The 22,294-nt window shown below is 61.3% G+C and carries 17 protein-coding genes; 15 read left to right on the top strand and 2 right to left on the bottom strand.

All coding sequences use genetic code 11. The features are described from left to right. Nucleotides 1-35 precede the first annotated feature (35 nt). The gene (locus tag DWY03_RS04700) at nt 36-3,314 is read left to right on the top strand and encodes a CAP domain-containing protein (RefSeq protein WP_117840022.1); all 3,279 of its coding nucleotides are present in this window, start codon (nt 36-38) and stop codon (nt 3,312-3,314) included. A 201-nt stretch (nt 3,315-3,515) separates the two neighbouring features. On the opposite strand, the gene DWY03_RS04695 is transcribed toward DWY03_RS04700, so the two are convergent. Beyond that, nucleotides 3,516-5,219 carry an OPT/YSL family transporter gene (locus tag DWY03_RS04695; RefSeq protein WP_117840021.1) on the bottom strand — a complete coding sequence of 568 codons (1,704 nt, stop codon included), beginning with the start codon at nt 5,217-5,219 and terminating at the stop codon, nt 3,516-3,518. Nucleotides 5,220-5,411: 192 nt separating this feature from the next. Here DWY03_RS04695 and DWY03_RS04690 point away from each other — a divergent pair, with 192 nt between their 5' ends. The 11 genes from DWY03_RS04690 (at nt 5,412) to DWY03_RS04645 (ending at nt 15,868) form a co-directional block, all read left to right on the top strand. Then, nucleotides 5,412-6,263, top strand: a complete 852-nt coding sequence (locus tag DWY03_RS04690) for a type III pantothenate kinase (RefSeq protein WP_117840020.1) — start codon at nt 5,412-5,414, stop codon at nt 6,261-6,263. An 85-nt stretch (nt 6,264-6,348) separates the two neighbouring features. Then, a complete protein-coding gene (locus tag DWY03_RS04685; RefSeq protein ID WP_099432128.1) occupies nt 6,349-6,873 on the top strand; it encodes a dCMP deaminase family protein in 525 nt (174 codons plus the stop codon). 172 nt (nt 6,874-7,045) lie between these two features. After that, on the top strand, nt 7,046-7,324 hold the full coding sequence (locus DWY03_RS04680; RefSeq protein ID WP_117637654.1) for a NifU family protein: 279 nt from the start codon (nt 7,046-7,048) through the stop codon (nt 7,322-7,324). A 109-nt stretch (nt 7,325-7,433) separates the two neighbouring features. Further along, on the top strand, nt 7,434-8,255 hold the full coding sequence (gene lgt / locus DWY03_RS04675) for a prolipoprotein diacylglyceryl transferase (RefSeq protein ID WP_117840019.1): 822 nt from the start codon (nt 7,434-7,436) through the stop codon (nt 8,253-8,255). A 145-nt stretch (nt 8,256-8,400) separates the two neighbouring features. Continuing rightward, nucleotides 8,401-10,584: a DUF6020 family protein gene (locus DWY03_RS04670; RefSeq protein ID WP_231500740.1), complete on the top strand. Its 2,184-nt coding sequence runs from the start codon at nt 8,401-8,403 to the stop codon at nt 10,582-10,584. A 164-nt stretch (nt 10,585-10,748) separates the two neighbouring features. Continuing rightward, nucleotides 10,749-11,555 carry a YebC/PmpR family DNA-binding transcriptional regulator gene (locus DWY03_RS04665; RefSeq protein WP_055251993.1) on the top strand — a complete coding sequence of 269 codons (807 nt, stop codon included), beginning with the start codon at nt 10,749-10,751 and terminating at the stop codon, nt 11,553-11,555. Between the two features lie 166 nt (nt 11,556-11,721). Continuing rightward, complete coding sequence (locus DWY03_RS10225) at nt 11,722-12,267, top strand: alkaline shock response membrane anchor protein AmaP (protein WP_231500739.1); 546 nt, start codon at nt 11,722-11,724, stop codon at nt 12,265-12,267. Then, a complete protein-coding gene (locus DWY03_RS04660) occupies nt 12,260-12,637 on the top strand; it encodes a DUF2273 domain-containing protein (RefSeq protein ID WP_231500738.1) in 378 nt (125 codons plus the stop codon). The genes DWY03_RS10225 and DWY03_RS04660 overlap by 8 nt, the downstream gene beginning before the upstream one ends. Before the next feature lie 44 nt (nt 12,638-12,681). Then, complete coding sequence (locus tag DWY03_RS04655) at nt 12,682-13,197, top strand: Asp23/Gls24 family envelope stress response protein (protein ID WP_055251999.1); 516 nt, start codon at nt 12,682-12,684, stop codon at nt 13,195-13,197. Between the two features lie 206 nt (nt 13,198-13,403). Beyond that, nucleotides 13,404-14,426: a YitT family protein gene (locus DWY03_RS04650; protein WP_117840018.1), complete on the top strand. Its 1,023-nt coding sequence runs from the start codon at nt 13,404-13,406 to the stop codon at nt 14,424-14,426. A gap of 149 nt (nt 14,427-14,575) precedes the next feature. Then, nucleotides 14,576-15,868 (top strand): zinc-ribbon domain-containing protein, encoded by a 1,293-nt coding sequence (locus DWY03_RS04645; protein WP_158558622.1) that lies wholly within the window; start codon nt 14,576-14,578, stop codon nt 15,866-15,868. A 140-nt stretch (nt 15,869-16,008) separates the two neighbouring features. Here the strand turns inward: DWY03_RS04645 and DWY03_RS04640 are convergent, their stop codons facing one another. Continuing rightward, nucleotides 16,009-17,472 (bottom strand): M20 family metallopeptidase, encoded by a 1,464-nt coding sequence (locus DWY03_RS04640; RefSeq protein ID WP_117840016.1) that lies wholly within the window; start codon nt 17,470-17,472, stop codon nt 16,009-16,011. 162 nt (nt 17,473-17,634) lie between these two features. Here DWY03_RS04640 and DWY03_RS04635 point away from each other — a divergent pair, with 162 nt between their 5' ends. The 3 genes from DWY03_RS04635 to groL all read left to right on the top strand — a co-directional run bounded on the left by DWY03_RS04635 (nt 17,635) and on the right by groL (nt 22,216). Further along, nucleotides 17,635-19,278 (top strand): amidohydrolase, encoded by a 1,644-nt coding sequence (locus tag DWY03_RS04635; RefSeq protein WP_231500737.1) that lies wholly within the window; start codon nt 17,635-17,637, stop codon nt 19,276-19,278. Nucleotides 19,279-20,188: 910 nt separating this feature from the next. Next, on the top strand, nt 20,189-20,482 hold the full coding sequence (gene groES / locus DWY03_RS04630; RefSeq protein WP_022094351.1) for a co-chaperone GroES: 294 nt from the start codon (nt 20,189-20,191) through the stop codon (nt 20,480-20,482). 96 nt (nt 20,483-20,578) lie between these two features. Beyond that, the gene (gene groL / locus DWY03_RS04625; RefSeq protein ID WP_006234938.1) at nt 20,579-22,216 is read left to right on the top strand and encodes a chaperonin GroEL; all 1,638 of its coding nucleotides are present in this window, start codon (nt 20,579-20,581) and stop codon (nt 22,214-22,216) included. The last annotated feature ends 78 nt before the right edge of the window (nt 22,217-22,294 follow it).

The raw sequence follows: 22,294 nt of genomic DNA, 5'->3' as shown, positions 1-22,294 counted from the left end.
CATCGAAATTTATCGATGGCCTATTTCAGACTGTAATGGGTAGTTCTGTAGAGAACACCGTTGCCGCCGGTAACCAAGCGGTCGTAAAGACGGCTGCCCAGCTGGCCGAGGAGTCGGCAAAGCAGCTCAAGGACGCTCAGGCCGCCTACGATGCCGCCCAGAAGAACGCCGATGCGGCGGGCCAGTCTCAAAAGCAGGCGCAGCAGCAAAAGAATCAGGCCTCGCAGGCTGTGAGCGACAACGAAATCGAGCAGAACGCAGCAGAAGTCGCCGCGCTCCAGGAGAAGATTGACGAGCTCAAAGCCGCCGTCGAAAAGACCGAGCAGCAGCAGAAGAAGCTGGGCGACCTGAACGATCGGCTCGAACAGGCCAACAAGAGTGTCGAGGATAAGACCCAGGCGCTCAAGGACGCCAAGGCAAAGCAGGATGAGGCCAAGAAGGCCCTCGATGATGCCCAGGCCAAGCTCGAGGCCATGGGTATGGACGAGTACGAGGCCGCCAAGAAGGCCGTCGAGGACGCGCAGGCAAAGCTCGATGACGCCAATAAGGCCGTTACTACTGCACAGGCCAATCTGGACCAGGCCAAGGCTGCCGAGGCCAGCGCCCAGCAGGAAAAGCAGAATACCGAGGCGGCTTTGACGACTGCCCAGGCCAAGAAGCAGGAGACTGCCGCTGCTCTCGCAGCCGCAACCACCGCGCGCGATAACGCCCGGCAGAAGTTCAACCAGGCGCAGGCCGCGCTCGATGCTGCCGTCTCGGGTACGGGTGTTGACCTGAGTGCGCTTGAGGCCGCCAAGAAAGCTGCTGCTGGTGAGCTCAAGACCGCGCAGGCGGAGCTCAATGCCGCGACGGATGCCGACGCCACCGCACAGACAAATCTGCAGGCCGCCCAGGCTGCCGTCGCTGCCGCGCAGGAGAAGGCCAACGCCGCCAACGCTGCTGTGGCATCTGCCCAGTCTGCATACGATGCGGCAAACAAGGAGTACAAGGACGCGGCCAGTAAGCGTGACGCCGCGAAGACGGCATACGAGCAGGCCCAGCAGACCGAGGCCGACAAGAAGGCGGAGTACGATAAGCTTGTCGAAGTTCGCAAGCAGAAGCGCAGCGAGTGGGAGGCAGCCTGCGCTGCTTCGAACGCCGCGGAAAAGGCTTATGACGCTGCTAATGTCCAGGTTGAGGCTCTTGAGCAGCAGATTGCTGAGCTCAAGTCCAACATGACCGTTGACCAGGAAGTCATCAGCCAAGGTATACTCGGCTTCATGAACTATATTAGCGACGGCAGCCAGTTCACAGCCACGCAGAAAAAGAACGCCCAGGAAGCCGTATCGATGCTGACCGGTGCCGCTGACAAGGCCGAATGGTATGACCAGTACGTCGATCAGGACATGTCTCGCGACACCAACCCGCTTTCCTTGGAGCAGATGCGCAACGCCCTGACATATCTCGACACCCAGAACAACCTCCGCAAGGCGAACGGTCAGTCGGCGCTCAGCGTCAGCCTCCGCATGACTGCGGCAGCCGCTCTTAATACATCATATTCATCGAACATCTGGGGACACTCGAACTGTTACTTCGACAACGGCGAAAATCTTGCTGGCGGAGGCGGCGCATATACCGGCGGCGAGACCGAGGATACGCTTGGCTGGCCATATACCGGTCTCTACACCCAGGAGAAAAAGGCATTCGATAAGTACGTCGAACAGTATGGTGACGCACTTGGGAGCCATCGATATGATTCATACTATATCTACCAGCACTACTACAGCATCTACAAAGAGTGCGGGCACTATCTCAACATCATCGATGCCGGCACGAAGGCTATCGGTATCGCGACCGGTAGCGGTAAGAACACCGATTCCGAGGTAACCGTATTCGATTACAGCGCTGATGATACTCAGGCTGATTTCACTGTCTCCGAGTTCAAGAAGCTCGTGAACGACTACATCGACTCTGCCTATAACGCTGGCGGCACGCAGGCGCAGAAGGCGCAGCTCAAGGAGCTTCAGGGCAAGCTCGCCGAGGCGCAGAAGAACTTTGGAACTACTAGGGAAGCTTACTTCGCAGCTGTAAACGGGCAGGATGCCGCCCAGGACGCTTTCACCGCAGCAGATGTGAACATGAACACCGCCAAGGGCGAGTACGAGAAGGCCAAGTCCGGCACCGCCGCCGCGAAGACGGCATACGACGCCGCCGAAGCCAAACTCAAGGGTATCGACGTCAAGACGCCCAAGACCAAGCTCGACGCCGCCAAGGGCGAGGCCGCTACTGCCCAGGCAGCTCTCGATAAGGCAAACGCCACGCTTGCTGACAGCAAGACGAAGGCAGCCGAGGCCGCTGCTCACAAGGCGAAGGCTCGCAGCGCCCGCGACGCCGCCAAGGTAAAGTCCGATCAGGCCAACGAGGCGTATGACAACGCTACTGCTTCGGTCAAGGACCTTGCCGCCAAGTGCGATGCCGCCAAGACGGATCTTGCGAACAAGCAGGGCACGCTTAACGATGCCAAGAAGGCCGACGACACTGCCCAGGCTGGCGTTGACAAGGCTCAGGCCGCAGATGTGCACGCCGCGACCGCTCTTTCGGGCGCCAAGCAGGCAGTTGCCGCCAAGACGCAGATCCTGTCCGACGCGCAGGCGAAGGCCAAGGCCGCCGAGGACGAGCTTGCCACCGCAAACAAGGCCTTCGAGCGCTTCGCCGGTGCCCAGAAGGCGGTCGACGACGCCAAGGCCGCCTATGACGCTGCCGTCGCCGGTGTCGCCGATGCCCAGAAGCAGCTCGATGCCGCCAACGAAGCCGTCGTCGATGCGAACCTCGAGATCGTCAAGGCCAAGGCCGAGCTTGCCAACGACGAGGCGCTCAAGGCCGATCTTGAGGCTGTCGACCACAAGGCATCCCTTGCCGCGGGCACGACGGGCAACGAGAAGCTGGTCAAGCTGAACGCTGCCTACGCTCGCTATAAGGCCGCCGTCGATGCCGCCGCTGGCCTCAAGGCTGCTCTGAGCGATGCCGATGCCAAGCTGTCCGATGCCAACGACGCCTATGCCGCCGCGCTTGCCGAGCTTGGCGATGCCAAGGATGCCCTGGCTGCCGCGCAGGCCGAGTACGACAAGTATCATCCCAAGGCTGAGCCGCAGGCCAAGCCTCAGGTTGCGCAGGCTGCTGCAAAGGCTCCTGTCGCCAAGAAGAAGGCAACGTCGGCCGCGCTCGCCCAGACCGGTGATGACTCCGCGCTTGCGGGCGAGGTCTTCGTTATCGGCGGTATTACGCTCGTGGCTGCGGGTGTGACGCTCGGCGATCGTCGTCGCAAGCAGATGTAGCGTTTCGAGCGTAGATTCTGCAACGAACTTCGGTTCATAGCAGGAACGCTTCGATAGCTTAACCGATAAGGCCGGCGCGCTGTTAAACGCAGCGCGCCGGTCTTTCTTTGCGTTGGTATCAAAAAGCCCGGTCGGTAGCCGCGAAAGCTACCGACCGGGCAAATCGTAGGCAATATGGTTGCTGTCGAGCAACTGCTCAGCTTATCCCAGCAGGCTCAGGCCCACGGAGACAAACGCCAGGATAACGCCGACGATGGACTCGCCGCCCAGCAGGCCGCTGGCAACGACCAGGCCCTGCTCCTGGAAGGCGGCGTCCTTGGCAGCCTTCTCCTCGTCAGAAAGACCAGCGGTGGCGTCGCGGTGTGCTGCCCACTTGTCGTAGGCGAGCTTGACGCAGGAGCCCAGGAATGCCGTGAGTGACATGTAGAACGGCAGGTACACGCCCAGGCCGATCATCATGGCCGGAATGCCGAGCCAGTACATGACGATGCCGGCGATAAAGCCGCCAACGAACCACGGCACGCTCGGGATGCCCGAGACCATGGTGGCGACCACACTTGCCTGCGCGGCAACAAAGCTCTTGTCGGGGCCAAAGGCGTCCGGACCATAGGCGGTGACGAGCGCGACCATGACGGCTGCGGCGACCAGGGCACCCACGATGCCGCCAATGGCCTGGCCGATCCACTGAGCACGCGGGTTGGTGCCCAGCACGGCGCCGGCCTTAAAGTCGTTCATGACGTCGCCCGCAAGGCCGCACGCCACGGCCACGATGCCGGCGATAAAGAACAGCTTGACCTGGGCGATCTGTGCGAAGGCGGCCACGATGAGCATAACGATGAGGCCAAAGATCTCCATGGGGTCGATGCCCGTCTGGCCGCAGCTCTGTGCGCTCATGATGGTGGTGACAAAGGTGAACAGCGTGACGATGACGGCCGGAACGGGGCCAAGGTCGAGCACGATGGCGATGATCACGGCGATGGCGGCAGCGCCCAGGCCGATGATACCGGCGTCGAGCTTAAGGGAACCCGAGATGAGCGACTGCTCGTCGGTGTCGGTGGAGCTGTCGGCGGCGAGGCCGCGGACGATACCGGCGACCTGCGGCAGGATGTCCTTGAGGACGACGGCGACACCAAAGCCCATCATGAGGCCCATACCCAGGGACTTGACGATGCCCTGCGCAGTCACAACGTCGAACAGACCGGCAGCGGTGCCGCCCACAATGATGCCAAAGTTGCCCAGCAGGGCGCCGGCAAACCAGAAGGCGACGGGGGCGAAGCCCACGAGGAAGCCGACGGAGAGCAGCATGGGCGAGTTGTAGATACCAAAGGTCACGCCGGGAATGTTGAGCGTGCACAGCATGCTGGGCACAATGCCCAGGGCGTCGCGCAGCACGCTATAGATGCCGGCGATGGCCATGGAGCCAAAGAGCTGCTTGCCGGTCTTGCCGCCGGCCTCGGTCGCGCGCAGGGTCTGAGCTGCGGCGTTGCCAGTGGGGAACTCAAGCGCGGCGTCCACGATAAAGTGACGGTGGATGAGTGCCGTGGCCAGCAGGCCCAGGATAGTGCCGGCGAGTGCCACGATAAACATGTCGAGCCAGCTGATCTGGTTGGCATAGCCCAGCATCCAGGCGCCCGGGATGGTAAACGCCAGACCGCCGGCGACCATGGCGCCTGCGGACATGATGGTGTGGGTGACGTTTGCCTCGTTGAGGCTGGCGTTGCCCATGAGCTTAAGGAAGAACAGCGAGATGACGGCAGCGAAGACGATTGGCCAGGGGAGTGCGCCCATCTTGAGGGCGGTGTAGGCCGAGCTTGCCGTGATGATCACGCAGCCAAGGACGCCGATGACGACGCCGCGCAGCGTGAGTTGCCCGCGCATCGAAGCGCGGTTCGAGGGATTGCTCATATAGAACTCCTTTGCGTATATCCGCTTCCCCCGGGAGCGCCGCTACGGATACGGCGCGGGAAGTCGGGTTACCAAGGGCCGCCGCGTGAGCTCGCAAACGACCGCGCACCAGTATAGCCGCAAGCCAGTCATTTTGGGATGACTGGTTTAGGTAGGCGATATACTGCTGGACAGACGAAAGGAGCGCCGACGATGCTTAATGGGTGCGCATATATATTGACGGTCGACGTGGGTAACACGTTCATTCGCTTTGGCCTGTTTGCCGAGGATTCGGCCGCGGCGCAGGAGCGCCCGCTCGCGACGTGCGAGATCACGACGCCGTCGAGCATTACGGCCGACGAAGCGCGTATGCGTCTCGCGCAGGTCACGGCCGCGCTGGCGGCCGATGCGGGCATGCCGGGCGCGCTTGTGCCCACGGCTGCCGTGCTGAGCTGTGTGGTCCCGGCGCTCGAGCGCCCGTGGAAGGCAGCACTTTCCCGTACCTGCACGGGGCGCGTGCTCACGGTGGGGCCGGGCCTCAAGACCGGTATGCCCGTGCACTACGACGATCCAGCAGAGATCGGTCCCGACCGCATCGCCGACGCCGTGGCGGCACGCGCCGTCTACGGCTCTCCCTGCATCGTGATCGACTTGGGTACCACGACCAATATCGAGGTCATCGACGCGCGCGGCACCTTTGTGGGCGGCGTCATCGCGCCGGGTCTGGCGCTTGGCGCCCGCTCGCTTTCGGCTGCTGCGGCGCGTCTGCCGCAGGTCGAGCCCTCGGCACCCACGCATGTGATCGGTCGCAACACGCGCGAGGCCATGCGTTCGGGCGTGGTTCTGGGCGAGGTGGCCCGCATCGACGGCATGCTCGACATGGTGCTCGCCGAGATGCGCGCGACCAAGGCCGCGGGGGAGGGCGACGTGCCCATCGTCATTACCGGCGACGATGCCGAGGCGCTCGCGTCGCTGGTCGGCCACAGCCTGACGGTAGACGACGCGCTGACGTTGCGAGGACTCGCCGAGCTCTACCGCATCAACCAAAAGCCCCGCCGCGTGTAAAAGTGAGGGCGCCGGTGGGACAAACGCCCCCCACCTTTCACCTGCTACAATGGGTCAAACTATTGCGATTACGGAGGTGTCTGCCATGTCGGACGATCTTCATCAAACTTCGTCAGGCAAGCGCCTGGACGTCATTAGCTGGGACGAGTTCTTTATGAGCGTGGCCATCGCCGCACAGCGCCGCAGCAAGGACCCCAACACGCAGGTGGGTGCGTGCATCGCCAGCACCAACCACCGTATCCTTTCGGTGGGCTACAACGGTACGCCCTCGGCGCTCAACGACGACTTTTTCCCGTGGGGTACGAGCGACGACCCGCTGCAGGACAAGCACAACTACGTGGTCCATGCCGAGGCCAACGCCGTGCTCAACTACCGTGGCTCGCTCAAGGACCTCGAGGGTTCCACGGTCTACGTCACGCTGTTCCCGTGCCACGACTGCGCCAAGATTTTGGCGCAGGTGGGTGTGGGCGAGGTTGTCTACCTGGACAACAAGTACGCCGACACCGACGACGGCCGCATCAGCCGCCGCATTCTCGACTCCTGCGGTATTAGCTACCGCCAGGTTATCGTCGATGTTCACATCGGTACCGAGGGGCAGGCTCAGCAGTAGCGCGTGACAATGCCAGCTGGTAACAACAGGCAGCTAAAAGATCCCCGTCCCAAATTGACTGCTCGTGAAAGTCGTGTCCGCGCGCATGGATGGCTCGTGAGCGGGTACATGGCTGTAGTAACATAGCCCCTGTCCGCGGGCGTGCCCGCGTTATTGTGAGAAAGGAGCCCCTGTGGCTGTTAACGAAGAGCTGCTTAAGAAGGTTCTTGAAGAGATTCGCCCCAACCTGCAGGCCGACGGCGGCGATATGGAGTATGTGGGTGTTGACGACGAGGGCGTCGTCAAACTGGAGCTGCAGGGTGCCTGCGCCGGCTGCCCTATGAGCGCGCTGACCCTGTCCATGGGTATCGAGCGTATCCTCAAGGAGCATGTGCCCGGCGTTACCCGTGTCGAGCAGGTTAATGCCTCCGGCGAGACCGACGACCTGTACGACGAGTACGCGCCGTTCTAAGATGCGAAAGCTGCGGACGGCATACTCCGCATAGACGTTACGCCCAAATATGCGGCTGCGAGCGCAAGGCCCGCGGCCGCATTTGTATGTAGGGAGTAGGAGGGTCGACATGCTCAACGACTTCTACCATATGCTTGATCCCGTCGCGATTTCGGCGGGGCCCATCACGATTTACTGGTATGGTCTGGCCTATGTGGTCGGTGCCCTGCTCACGGCGGTCGTCATGTACCGCACGCAGCGTCGCTGGGGCTTTAACATCACGATTGACGACCTGACGAGTGTCGTGGTCGGCGTGGTCTTTGGCCTTATCATCGGCGCCCGTCTGTTCTACGTCATTTTCTACGGCGACGGCTACTACTGGGCGCATCTGCTCGAGATCTTTGCCACCAACGAGGGCGGCATGAGCTTCCATGGCGGTTTGGTGGGCGGCATTATCGGCGGCATCATCGTGTGCCGCATGTATAAACTCGACGCATGGACTTTGGCAGACCTTGCCGTCATAGGCGCGCCGCTGGCCTTGTGCCTGGGCCGTTGTGCCAACTTTGTCAACGGTGAGCTGTGGGGCAAGCCGACCGATCTGCCCTGGGGCGTGGTCTTCGGTGGCACCGCGGGCGATATGCCGCGTCATCCCTCCCAGCTCTACGAGGCATTTCTTGAGGGCATTGTGCTCTTTTGCATTCTGCAGGTGCTCAGCCGCAAAAAGCCGCTGCTGCCCCAGGGCACGTTTATGGGCGTGTTTGTGATGGGTTACGGCATCGTCCGCTTCCTCGTCGAGTTCGTGCGCGTGCCCGACGCCCAGCTTGGCTATCTGCTGGGCGGCGTCATCACGATGGGTCAGCTGCTGAGCCTGCCGCTCGTAATCGCGGGCCTGGCGCTCATCATCTTTGCCCGTCGCCGCAACCGTCCCCAGCGCATCTACCTCGACGCCTAACCACCACATACCACCACAAAGGGGACAGACACCTTTGTGGTGGTTTTACCGGGCAACGATGACAGAACCGTAACGTTTCCCCAGATAAAACCTGCCAAAATAAACCTGTCCCTTTTTGGCAGGTTTCTAGAAAGGCTTTCGGACTGTGAAGGATTCCGATCTCTCCACAACGGCTGCGCGCGACGCGGCCCGCATCGTCTGGTTTAAGCGCTACCCCGCCAAGCAGACGCTCGCCGCATTTTTGCTCGCGCTGTTGGCGACCACGGCGTTTTCCATCGATCCCGCCCCGGTGTCGAGCAACGCAGTCTTGGCGATTGACCCCAAAGCCTCGGGCATGCTGTACGTGTGCTACGAGGTGCTCCTCTCGTTTGCCGGCCATACCGACGCGGTCATGCTGCTTGCGTTTGCCTGCCTGCTCACGCTGCCGTTTCGCTACGTATTCTTTGGCCGTGGCGACACCTGGCGCCCATCGATTATTCTGCCGTCGCTGTTTTTCGCCATCTGCATGGTGTTCGGCCGCAGCTACGACCTCGCCGACTCGGCCGAGATTGTTCTTGGCGACAAGGCCCGCATCATCTGCGCCTGGATTGGCGGCGCGGGCTGGATGCTCCTAGCGATCGTGGCCTTCTACCTTGCCTTTGAGTGCCTGGATTGGCTGAGCTCTCGGCGCATCCCGTTTTCCGAGGCGCACTTTGGCCGCATATGGCGTGTGGCTCACGCCGTGCTCTCGGTCCATCCCTTTGCCGGGCCCTTCCTGGTGCTTATGATCGCCTGGGCGCCCACGCTCATCGCTTCGCTGCCCGGCCTTTTTATGGGAGATACGGGTGCGCAGATTCGCCAGTGGTTCAACTATCCCAACGGCACGAGCGACTACCTGCGCCTACTCAACCCCAACGTGCTGCTCAACGGGCATCATCCCGTAGTGCACACGGCCATTATCGGCTCGTGCGTTCAACTGGGGCTTTCGCTGTTCAACAGCGCTAACGCGGGCCTCATCATCTATACCTGCGCTCAATTTGTCATCACGGCTGCCTGCATGGCCTATTCCATTTCGTCGCTGCGCAAACTGGGCGTGAGCCTGCCGGTTCGCGGTGCGATCCTGCTGTTCTTTGCGTTTATGCCGATGTTCTCTAACTACGCGGCGTTGCTCACCAAAGACGTGCTCTTTGCCGACGCGTTTTTGGTGCTGCTGGTACAGACCGTCAAGTTCGTGGCATGTGGCTTGCCCCGTCGTGATGCCAATGCCGAGCGTGCGGGCGAACAGAGGCCCGTGCTCTTTGCGCGCCATGACTGGCTGCTGCTCGCTCTGGGTGCCATGGGTTCCACGTTTCTGCGCAACGGCGGCCTGGTGTTTCCCCTGGCGGCATGCGTAATCGCGGCGGCGTTTTGCGCATGGGACGCGCATGTGGCTCGTCGTGCAGTCAAGCAGGCCGGTGCTGCGCCTTCGGGCGCCATCTCGCGTTTCCGCTGGGTGGGAGTTCTTGCGGTGCTTGGACTCTGCCTTGCCTCTAATATGTACTTCACCAAGGTCTTTATGCCGGCGCACGACATTACGCCTGGTTCCAAGCGCGAAATCCTCTCGATTCCGTTCCAGCAGACGGCTCGTTTCGTCCAAAAGCACGACGGCCTCAACTCGGGTGTCAACCCTACGGTTAAGGAGGACGGCACTATCGTGGAGGCTCCTTGCGACGGCTTGGTGACCGACGATGAGCGTGCCGTGATCGACCGTGTGCTCAAGTACGACAATCTGGGCCGCCGCTACAACCCGGATAAGTCGGACGCCGTCAAAAATTGCTTTAACGAGTACGCCTCGCAGGAGGACATCAAGGCCTATTTTGAGGTCTGGGCGCAGATGCTCAAAAAGGATCCCGAGTGCTACATCTCGGCGCTCATCAATAACTACTACGGCTACTTTTATCCGAGTGCCCGCGATGCGTGGGTCTACAGCACGGCGCGCAGTGCCGAGATTATGGCGAAGCCCGATAACCTCAAGTACTTTGACTTCCATCCGGTCGATAGCAAGGTTGTGCGCTGGTGCGACCACCTGATCAACCTGTATCGCGTGGCGGTGCAGCGCATTCCGTTTATCTCGCTCACCATGAGCTCGGCCACCTATGTGTGGATTATGATCGCCGTGGTGGTCTACCTGTTGCGCCGCCATTCGTGGCGCGGGCTGGCCATTTGGGTGCCGCTGCTGGGCGTGCTCGCCGTGTGCCTGATTGGTCCGTGCAACGGCTCGACCTACATGCGCTACCTGTATCCGGTCATCGCCTGCATGCCCTTCGCCATCGGCGCCACCGTCACCCGCAGCGACTTCCTCTGGTCCTAACTTGGTGCATTGGGGTCAGGTTTCTTTGCACCAAAGGGGACATCATCACGACGCCTTCATTTTGGGGTTTATCTCGCAGGCTAGTAGGTATATCATAACGACGTTTGTTTATATTGCCCGAGCATCTGCGCTGGGCTTTAGGTCGAAACCGATAGGAGACACGTATGTCCGGACACTCTAAGTGGGCCACAACCAAGCATCGTAAGGGCGCGCAGGACGCCAAGCGTTCCGCCCTCTTCTCCAAGCTCAGCCGCAACATCACCGTTGCTGCCCGTCTCGGCGGTGACCCGCTGCCCGAGAACAACGCCAGCCTCGCCGCTGCCGTTGCCAAGGCCAAGGCTCAGTCCATGCCTAAGGACAAGATCAAGTCCGCTATCGACAAGGCTTTTGGTTCGGGTGCTGACGCCGCCGTCTACGAGAACATCGTGTACGAGGGCTACGGTCCCGCCGGTGTCGCCGTCTACGTCGACTGCCTGACCGACAACCGCAACCGTACCGCCGCTGATGTCCGTTCCGCCTTCTCCCACGCTGGTGGCAACCTGGGCACCTCCGGCTCCGTCGCCTTCCAGTTTGAGCGCAAGGGCCAGATCGTCGTCGCCAAGGAGATCCTGGACGAGAACGCCAAGAAGGAGACCATGATCGCCAACGGTGCTGCCGGTGACGAGGATGAGTTCATGATGGCCATCGCCGAGGCCGGTGGCGAGGACTACGAGGATGCCGGCGAGGAGTGGATCGTCTGGACTGCTGCCAACGACGTCATGGCTGTCTCCAAGGCGCTCGAGGAGCAGGGCGTCCAGGTCAAGGGTTCCGAGACCACCATGGTCCCGACCACCCCGACCGAGGTCTCTGGTACCGACGCCAAGAAGGTCCAGCGCCTCATCGACCGTCTTGAGGAGCTCGACGACGTCCAGGATGTTTACAGCACCATGGACATGACCGACGAGGTCATCGCTGCCCTCGAGGAGGAGTAGCGCTCGCACGGGTTAAGCCGTGCATATCTGGGCATAATGAAGCGAGCATGCAAGCCTCGTGGAATAGATGAGCCGGATCCGCGTGCGTAGAGCACCGGACCCGGCTCTTTTATAATGATGCGAACCGTTCTGCATTTCGAGAGCCGAGATTTGAAGGGAGCGCCGCGTGCGCGTACTCAAACGAGCCCTAGCGATCGTGTATCTTGCCGCCACCATCGTGGCGCTGGGTACGCTTGTCTGCCAGTTTTGGGGGCCGTATACGTATCGCTTTATGCTGCTGATGCGCGACCCCATGCCGCGCATCGTCGTCACGGCGTGCGCCGGCGTCGTGGCGATCGGCGTGCTGGTAAGCTTTTTCCGCCTGATGTTCGCCCGTCGCGAACCGTCCTGCGTGCATCCGGCGGGGGAGCGCAATATCGAGGTTACCCTTGCGGCGCTTTCTTCGTGCGCCAGGGCTGCTGCCGAGCGTGACGACCGCGTGATGGTCGAGCATGTCGAGGCCCGCGTCCAAGGCTCCGACGATTCGCACGTCCGTTTTAAGGTCGAGGCCATCGCGCTCGATGATAAGGACGTTGCCGCTCTTGCCACCTCGATGCAGCAGCGCATCGAGAAGGCCTGCGACACCATGCTCGGCACGCCGGGTACGACCGCGCGTGTCCGTTTTTTGCCGTCCAAGACTACCGTCCAGACCGTGGAGGTTTCCGGTGAGTGATACCAATCAAGATAAGACCGCTCGTACGCCGCGCCTGACGATTGACCAGAGCGCCACGTCGGCGAGCGAACCTGTTGATTCCAAAGCAGAGGCAACCGAGTTACAAGACGCGGCAGCCGCGGATTTTGACGAGGCTATGGGTCTCATCAAGGGTACGGGCGCTGCCATCTGGAGCTATGCTGTGCGTCATCCCAACACCACGCTCGGCGCCGTCGCCGGCTTTATCCTCGCCGTGTTGGTGCTCACGTTGGGCCTGTGGGACACGCTCGTCATTGCATTCTTCGTGCTGATCGGCGCCGTAATTGGTCAGATCCGCGACGGCGAGAACGGGATCGTCAACTTCTTCGGCCGTCTGTTTAGCGGCCGCTAATATGTATTCGACTGTCGCATCCGCGGCAGGCATAAGGAGGAACCATGGCTTTTAATACGAAGGTCGATGTAGCCGATACCGAGCTCGAGGAGAACGAGGCGGTCGTCGCCGAAGCTGAGGATGTGACGCTCGAGGATGAGGCTCTCGTCGAGGCCGAGTCCGATACGGATGAGGATGACGAGGAAGCGGACGAGTCCGAGGACTCGCTCACCTATTCCAACGGCGTGATCGAGAAAATCGTCGCCATGGCCACCCGCGAGGTGCCGCACGTTCTGGGCATGAAGGGTAACCTCATGCACTTTGTGCAGGAGCAGTTTGGTGCCGAGAACCTGACCAAGGGCGTGACGGTCGAGGTCACCGATGACAATCGCGTGGTCGTCAACATCTCCGTCATCATCGAGTACGGCGCCTATGCGCCCGCGATCTTCGACGATGTCAAGGCGCGTGTCACCGAGCGCCTTGCCGCGATGACCGGCCTTGAGGTGGCGGGCGTCAACCTGCGCATCGAGGACGTCATCACCCCCGAGGAGTACGAGCATCGCACCAGCCAGCACGAATAACCTTCCAAAAAGGGACAGGTTTGTTTTGGCAGGTTTTATCTGCGAAAACGTTAAACGGCCGACCGCGCAAGCAAAAGCGTGGCCGGCCGTTTCTGTACGCTCCCGATGTAGTCATACCGCTCGTCTAACTAAGGGTTGCAATCCCCACGTTCCGCGTTACTCTAATGGGCGCATTGTTTCCAAATTGTTAACGAGGGGTTGCCGTAATGGCCGACGAGCACGAAACAGAAAGCAAGGCATGGGCAATTGAGGCCGCCGCGGCAGAGGCGGCGTCGCGTGCTGCCGAGGAGGCGCATCGTCCTCCCGTAGTGCCGATGGAGCGCGTGGTCGATCGCGATGTTATCGAGCGGGGCGAGCGCGCTGGTCGCAAGCGCAGCCAGGAGCCGGGCTTTCCGCGCTTTTTTGCCGAGCTCAATTTGGGCCTGATCCTCACGGCCTTTGCCATCGTCGCGTTTAAAACACCTAATCACTTTGCTTTTGGCGGCACCTCGGGCGTGTCGGTCATTCTGTCCACGCTGTTCCCGACCCTGCCCGTCGGCGTCTTTATGTGGATTATCAATGCGGTGCTCGTCATCCTGGGCTTTATCTTTTTGGAGCGCAAGGCAATCCTGTGGAGTGTCTTTGCCTCGTTTGCGCTGTCCGCCTATGTTTCGCTGTTTGAGCTCTTTATTCCGACCGATGTCTCGATGACGGGCGATATGTGGCTCGACCTGTGCTTTGCCGTGATTCTGCCGGCGCTCGGCAGCGCTATCGTCTTTGATATTGGTGCCTCGACGGGCGGCACGGACATTCTCGCCATGATCCTCAAACGTCGCACGACGCTCGAGATTGGCCGCGCCCTGCTACTGGTCGACATCGGCATCGTGACCATCGCGGCCTTCTTGTACGGCCCGCGCGTCGGTCTGTATTGCGTGCTCGGCCTGTTTGCCAAGACGCTTGTGGTCGACAAAGCCATCGAGAGCATCCACCTGCGTAAAGTCTGCACGGTCATTTGCTCCGAGCCCCTTAAGGTCGAGGAGTTTATCGTCAAGCATCTCAACCGTACGGCGACTATCAGCCGCGGCTACGGTGCTTTCTCGGGCAAGTGCGTGACGGTGATCATGAGCGTGCTAAGCCGTCGCGAGGCCGTGCAACTGCGCCGCTATGCGCGCGAAGTCGATCCGGGTGCCTTTATCACGATTGTCGACAGCTCCGAGATCGTCGGCAAGGGTTTCCGCGGAACGAACTAACGTGGTCGAGCTCATCAAACAATCGAATAGCGCCCTGCGCATTGCAAATGCGTCATGTTGGAGTATTTGTCCCCACATTGGGTGATAATGATGCCAAAGACATCGTTTGCGATCCAGATGATTCGTTCAAGATACGAAGGGATGATTCTATGTTCTGCTCGCAGTGTGGCGCCCCCATGGGCGATAACGACAAGTTCTGCGGCACGTGTGGTGCCCCCAATGCCGGTGCCGCAGCCTCTGCCCCTCAGGGTCAGCCCCAGCAGTTTGTTCCGCAACCGCCCGTGGCGAATGCGTCCAAGGGCTGTGTGGCTCAGGCGTTTGAGGATATGACCAAGACTCCGGGCGTGCTGCAGCGCGTGTGCCAGATTGCCTTTTTACCGGCGCTGATTTGTGTTGTGTCGGTACTCGTGCTGTTTATTCCCGTTATTGGCGGCATTGCGGCTGCCATCGGCTTTTTGGCAGCTTGCATTGCGAGCGTGTGTGGTTCCGGCTTTGGTATTGAGTGGGGTCGCGATCTGTCGCTCAAGGTTGATGGCGGTATGGATCGTCCACTCATGCGTTCCACGTCGTTTGGCCTCGGAGTCTTTTCGAGCGTTATCTCGGTCGTGCTCGAGGTTATCGCTGCCATTCCCGTTATCGGTGTAGTGCTTTCGCTGGTGGAGAGCGTGGTAATTGGCGCCGCGGGCTCGTATTCGTATTACGGCTCCTATGCACTCGAGGCAGCGCTGTTTGGCTCGCTTGGCCTGCTTGTCCTGGCTATGATTGCCACGGCGGTCTTGGGAGTCTTCTTTAAGATGTTCGCCGACATTGCCGTGATGCACTTTGCGGTGACCGGTCGTGTCGAGAGCGCGTTTTCGCTCGACAAGGTCTGGGCGGCGTTTAAGCACAACAAGACCAAGCTGTTCTGCGCTTCGTTCCTTCCCGAGTTTTTGACGGGTCTGGTCGCCAACGTTGTCACATGGATCCTGACGCTCGTCTTCGGCGCCATTGCCTCTGTCGGTATGTATAACTACTACTACCGTCCTTCGGCTATTGAGGCGCTTGTTACCGGCGGTGGCATCACGCTCGTATTGTTCTTGGTGCTGACGGCGTTTGTCACGGTATTCCTTACGGTCTTTGGCAAGATGCTCAAGCATCGTGCCGTTGGCTATTGGGTTGCGCGCTACGCAAGCGAGTGGGCCGACGAGGACAAGGACGACGTCCTGACTTTTGTGCTGCCGTTTGAGAAGAAGTCTGCTCCGGCTGGTTTTAGCGCCGACGCAGCGCCCGTATCCGATTCCGCTGCGGCGCCGGCGCCTGCGCCCGAGCCCGAGCCCGAGCCCGAGCCCGAGCCTGAGCCTGAGCCTGAGCCTGAGCCTGAGCCTGAGCCTGAGCCCGCGCCCGTGCCCGTGCCTGAGCCCGAGCCTGCGCCAAGCTCCGACGAGGACCCGCAGGACGAGTAACCCTGCCACCTGCCATTTGGGGACGGGGTAGAAACGGTAGAAATAGCGCTTGACAAATGAGCGGGGGAGGACGTGTCGAAACGTCCGCCCCCGCTTTGATATCGCGATGTGGCTATGACTGCGAGATGGCCGCGAATCGACTACTCGCCGCGCTTCTCCTCGCGGCGAGCGGCGGCACGTGCATCGTGGATGCCCTTGATCGCGGCATGGCGTGCCGTGCGAGCATCGTGCATGGCGTCGCGCGCCTCAGCGGCTGTTGCCTTGGCAGAGCGCAGCTTGGCGGCCAAGTCGGGGTTGGTCTCGGCAACCGCGGCGATCGTGGGGCCGTCGAGCTCCTCTTGCGTGGGCTCGGCCAAAAAGTCGATAGCATACTGGGCGGCCACCATGGAGCCCTTTGCCAGCACGGTCTCGTCGATCTTGTAGAAGCAGGAATGTTGGGCGTACGTGGCACCAATCTTGGGGTTGCGCGTACCTACAAAGGCGAGCACGCCCGGCACGCGGCGCAGGTACTCCGAAAAATCCTCGCCCGAAAGCGTGCCACGGTAATGGCCTTGACCGGTGGGGCCCAGGCACTTGATTACAGCCTGACGGCAGCGCTCGCTCGAGGCGGCGTCGTTTTCGACCTTGTAGTTGGCGATGGTGTAGTCGGTGAGCTCTGCCTCGGCGCCCAAGGCGGCCGCGGTATGCTCCACGATGCGGCGCATAAGCTCCGGCATTTCCTCGTGGGTCGAATCTCCGTAGGTGCGCACCGTGCCGGCAAGGTAGGCCGTGCCGGCGATAACGTTGCGCGCGGTGCCGCCGTGCAGCTCGCCGACGGTGATGACAGCCGGCTCATAGGGGCTGATCTCGCGCGAGACGATGGTCTGCAGAGCGTTGACGATCTCGGCGGCAACCATAACGGCGTCGTGGCCGCGCTGGGGCATGGCGCCGTGGCATGAGGTGCCGCGGACGTCGATGCGGAACCAGTCGGTATTGGCCATGCGCGGGCCGGGCTCGCAGCTCACGGTGCCGGCGTCGACCTCACTCCAGATGTGCGCGGCGTAGGCGCCATCGACGCCGTCGAGCACACCCGTGCCGATCATGAGCTTGGCGCCCTGGCCGTTTTCCTCGCTGGGCTGGAAGACGATGCGGACCTCGCCGTGGATGTCGTCGGTCATATGGCGCAGAATCTGCAGCGTGCCGAGCATCATGGCGATGTGGCAGTCGTGGCCGCAGGCGTGCATGCAGCCCTCGTTGACGCTGGCAAATTCCTCGCCGGTCTGCTCGGTGACGGGCAGGGCGTCGATATCCGCACGCAGCAGGATGCGGCGGCGCGGCGTGCCGTCCTCGCGGTAGGCATCGGGCGCGGTGCCGCGAAGGGTCGCCACCAGACCCGTCTTAAGGGGACGCTCATAGGGGATATTCATGGCGTCGAGCTGGTTGGCGATGTCGGAGGTCGTGCGCTCCTCGGCAAGGCTCAGCTCCGGGTGCTTATGGAAGTGCCGGCGCTGCTTGATGATATAGGGTTCAAACTCGGTAGCGATATCTTTGATGGCTGCGGTGACGTCGTCAGCCGCGCGAGCCTCGGTCGCCGCCATAATCTGCTGTGCCTTGGTCTTCGTCATGGTCGATTTGCTCCTTGCTGGGTTGATCGCAAAATCGTACAGGCTCTCTCCAGTATGCCACCTGCCGCTAGGGCTGGTAAAGTTGCCGTTTGCCGCTTGGGGTTTTGTTACAAGGGCGGGGGAGTACACTCGGGGGTGTTGAATTTCCTGCCAGAGATGGGGATGCCCATGCAACATATCGATCGGATTATCCGCTCCAAGAACGTCTTTACCGCGCAAGACGGCATCGATACCGCCCGCGAGCTGGCGATTGCCATCGCAGGCGACCGTATCGTCGCAGTCGGTGCGCCCGATGACGTGATCGCCGCCGCTCCCGCCGCCACGTCGGTTATCGACTACGGCGAGCAGTTTGTCTGCCCCGGTTTCCATGACGCTCATCTGCACTTCTTCCATACCTCGGTCGGTTCCTCGCCGTACATGCTTATGGATATGGGCACGTCCGAGGCGGCGCTGGTGCAACATGCGCTCGAGTTTTCCCAGGACCTGCCCGATGACGCTTGGGTTGTGACGCAGGGCTGGCGCGACTACCGTTGGGACCCGCCCGAGCATCCTACCAAGGCGTCGCTCGATGCGGCATTCCCCGATCGTCCCTGCGTTATGTATTCGGGCGACGGGCATACGCTTTGGCTCAACAGCCGCGCACTCGAGGCGCTCGGCGTCACACGCGACAGCGAGCCGCCAGCGGGCGGCAGCTACGACAAGGATGCAAACGGCGAGCTCACGGGCATTGCTCACGAGGCGGCTGCCATGCAGCTGCTACCGCGCTGCCTGGAGTGGCTGGGCGAGGACCGCATCGCGAGCGCTTACGCCGACCAGATGAAGCGTATGGCCGAGCAGGGCATCACCTCGATCTGCGATATGTCGCTCATGCCCATGCCGGGCTGCGATTTTATCCGCGACGACGTCTACGACAAACTGCAGGCAGCCGGCAAACTGGGCATCCGAGCCCATCTATTCCCCACACTGCTGGATGACCAATCGCGCTTAGAAGAACTGCAGACCCGCTACGCGAACAACGCGCTGCTCTCGGCGCCTGGTTTTAAGCAGTTCTTCGATGGCGTGTCGAGCGAACACACGGCATATCTCACCGAGCCCTATACCAATCCGCGCTTCCCGGGCGACCAGGGCCGTCTGACGGTTCCGGCTGAGCGCATGCGCAAACTGGTTCTGGCGGCCGCGGAGCGCGGTCACACCGTGCGCATCCACGTCATTGGTGACGGTGCGATTCATGCCGCGCTGGATATCTTCGAGGAAGCGGCCGACCTGTACGGCCTGCCCCAGCACGGTCATAACACGCTTGAGCATCTGGAGAACCTCTTGCCCGAGGACATCGACCGCCTGCGCAAGCTCGACGTGGTTGCCTCGAGCCAGCCCTGCCATATCACGCTCGACCCGGGTGGTCCGGAGCGCGACCTGGGCTTGGAGCGCAGCCGCATCATGTGGCCGTTCGCAACCTATAAGCAGCGCGGCATTCGCCAAGCCTTCGGTACCGACAGCCCCATCACAGCTGTTACCAGCATGAACGTGCTCTACACGGCTATCACGCGCCAGGACCCCAAAAGCCACTGGCCCGAGGGCGGCTGGCTGCCGAGCGAGCGCATCGATGCGGCAACGGCTCTGCGCAACTACACCCTGGGCAGCGCCTATGCAGCGGGCGACGAGCAAAACCTCGGCAGCCTAGAACCCGGCAAATACGCCGACCTGGTAGTCCTGGACCAAAACCCACTCACCATCGACCCCCAAGAACTCCAAGCCACCAAAGTCCAAGCCACCTACCTAGCCGGCAACCTGATCTACGAGCGCTAAGTATTCATGTCTTACCGTTAAACGCGGCTCGGGCAGCTTATTTTGGGATGGCGCTCGAGCCGCGTTTGTTTGCAAATGGGGGGTTCGTTAGGAGCGTCCCCGCCCTGCTTGATTTGGGCGCGGGGCGGAGGCGCCGCCGCCCCGCGCCCAATTTGGACAGCAGCAATGCTATCTCTAGGTGTTTTGCATACTTTCCATTACGAATTGCATAAAAAGGCTGGGATGTTCTTCCGGATCCTGATGTACCCCCGTCCGCGCCGTGCAAAAAACGGAGTGCGAGCTCTGCCTGTGCCGCTGCGGCTGAGTAACGTTGCAGAGATTGACGTCATTTTGTGCTCCGGTGCGGCGTGAGGCATGCCTTTCTGTCCTGACGGGGTTTGCCTGCCGACCAAAATCGCCGGCCGAAGGCGTCCTTGGGACCAATATGGTGTGTCCGGCACGTATGCAGCCGTCCTAGTCTGCTGAATACTCCCAAAAATGCACGGTGCTCCCCAGGGGACCCGTGCGCGCAGCGAAAACCATGCACATGTCGCTATCCGCATCGCCATTTTGCTGCACTGACTTTTCTGAATGCCGGGCCCGAATTAGTTAACCTGCCTCCCGTGTGGCTCCGGAGGGGCGGGGCATAAGGTTTATCGCGAGTTCCGCACGAGCCGAAGGCCACTTAATGTGGCCTTCGTGCGAGCAGGACTGCCCGAGCAGGAAACCTTATGCCCCGCCCCTCCGGAGCCACACGGGAGGCATCGCTAAGTTATCCCCCGGCATTCAGAAAATCTAAGTGCCAAAAAATAAGATTTTTTGACTCCGTGTTGTATAACCCGCCATTCGTGGGTACCATTCAACGCGTACGCAAACAAAAAGGGTTAATTCGCGCGGCATAACCGCGCGGCCCAAAAAGGAGGAAACAAGCATGTCGTCTTTGAAGCCGCTTGCAGATCGTGTTCTGGTCAAGCCCGACGAGGCCGAGCAGAAGACCGCTTCTGGTCTGTATATCGCCAGCAACGCCCAGGAGAAGCCGCAGCGCGGCACCATCGTTGCCGTTGGCGCCGGCAAGGTCAACGACAAGGGTGAGCGCATCCCCATGGACGTCAAGGTCGGTGACGTTGTCATCTATGGTAAGTTCGGTGGCAACGAGGTCAAGGTCGACGGCGAGAAGTATCTGCTGATGCGCGCCGACGACATCTACGCCGTCGTCGAGGCCTAGTCTCGTCAGAATCTCTGATTCGTCTTTGAACGCGCCCGCCGCACAGGACTCGGAAGCGGCGACGCGAGTCACATTTCTTTTGGAGGATTACCTACCATGGCAAAGAACATTACGTTCAACACCGATGCCCGCGCTAAGCTTGCCAAGGGCGTCAACACTTTGGCCGACGCCGTTACCGTCACCATGGGCCCCAAGGGTCGCTACGTTGCGCTGCAGCGCACGTTCGGTGCCCCGACCATCACCAACGACGGCGTTTCCGTCGCCAAGGAGATCGAGCTCGAGGACAACATCGAGAACATGGGCGCTCAGCTGGTGAAGGAGGTTGCCACCAAGACCAACGACACCGTGGGTGACGGCACCACCACCGCAACTCTGCTCGCCCAGGCCATCGTCAACGACGGTCTGCGCAACGTCGCCGCTGGCGCCAACCCGCTGGCCATCCGTCGCGGCATCGACAAGGCCGTTAACGCCGCCGTCGCCGAGATGAAGAAGCAGGCCAAGCCGGTCGAGACCAAGGAGCAGATCGCTTCCGTCGGTACCATCTCCGCCGGTGACCCCGAGGTCGGCGAGAAGATCGCCGAGGCCATGGAGGTCGTGGGCAAGGACGGCGTCATCACCGTCGAGGATTCCCAGACGTTCGACATCACCATCGACACCGTCGAGGGCATGCAGTTCGACAAGGGCTATGTCTCCGCTTACTTCGTCACGGATAACGACCGCATGGAGGCCGTGATGAAGGATCCGTACATCCTCATCACCGACCAGAAGATCTCCAGCGTTCAGGACATTATGCCCGTTCTCGAGGCTGTCCAGCGCGCTGGCCGTGGCCTGCTCATCATCGCTGAGGACATCGACGGCGAGGCTCTGCCTACCCTGGTTCTCAACAAGATCCGTGGCGCCCTCAACGTCTGCGCCGTCAAGGCTCCGGGCTACGGCGATCGCCGCAAGCGCATCCTCGAGGACATCGCCGTCCTCACCGGCGGCCAGGCTGCCCTGGACGAGCTGGGCGTGAAGGTCGCTGACATCACCGCCGATATGCTCGGTACCGCTAAGTCCGTCACCATCTCCAAGGACAATACCGTCGTCGTCGGCGGCGCTGGCTCCAAGGAGGCCATCGACGCTCGTATCGCTCAGATCAAGGGTGAGATGGAGAACACCACCTCTGACTTCGACCGTGAGAAGCTCCAGGAGCGCCTGGCCAAGCTCTCCGGTGGCGTTGCCGTCATCAAGGTCGGCGCTGCTACCGAGTCCGAGCTCAAGGAGATCAAGCATCGCGTCGAGGACGCCCTGCAGGCTACTCGCGCTGCTGTCGAGGAGGGTATCGTCGCCGGTGGCGGCGTCGCCTTCATGGACGCTGCTCCTGCGCTCGATGCTGTCGAGATTGACGACCCCGAGGAGAAGATCGGTGTCGACATCGTCAAGAAGGCTCTGACTGCTCCGGTTGCTACCATCGCCAAGAACGCTGGCTTTGAGGGCGCCGTCGTGGTCGACAAGGTTGCCGAGCTGCCCGCCGGCCAGGGTCTCAACTCTGCCAACGGCGAGTGGGGCGACATGATCGAGATGGGCGTCCTCGACCCCGTCAAGGTCAGCCGCGTCACCCTGCAGAACGCTGCTTCTGTTGCCAGCCTGATTCTCATCACCGAGGCCACCGTCTCCGATGTGCCCAAGAACACTCAGCTTGAGGACGCTATCGCTGCTGCCACCGCTGGTCAGCAGGGCGGCGGTATGTACTAAGGCCGACAAGGTCTAGAACTCCCACCGGGAATCCGGGGGCGGGACGGGGACTTCTCTCCGGAACGTCCTCGGACATGC

Origin of the sequence: Collinsella sp. AF23-2, from assembly GCF_003459245.1 — a bacterium.
In the GTDB taxonomy this organism is placed as follows: domain Bacteria; phylum Actinomycetota; class Coriobacteriia; order Coriobacteriales; family Coriobacteriaceae; genus Collinsella.
This window is presented reverse-complemented; position numbering and strand designations above follow the sequence as displayed.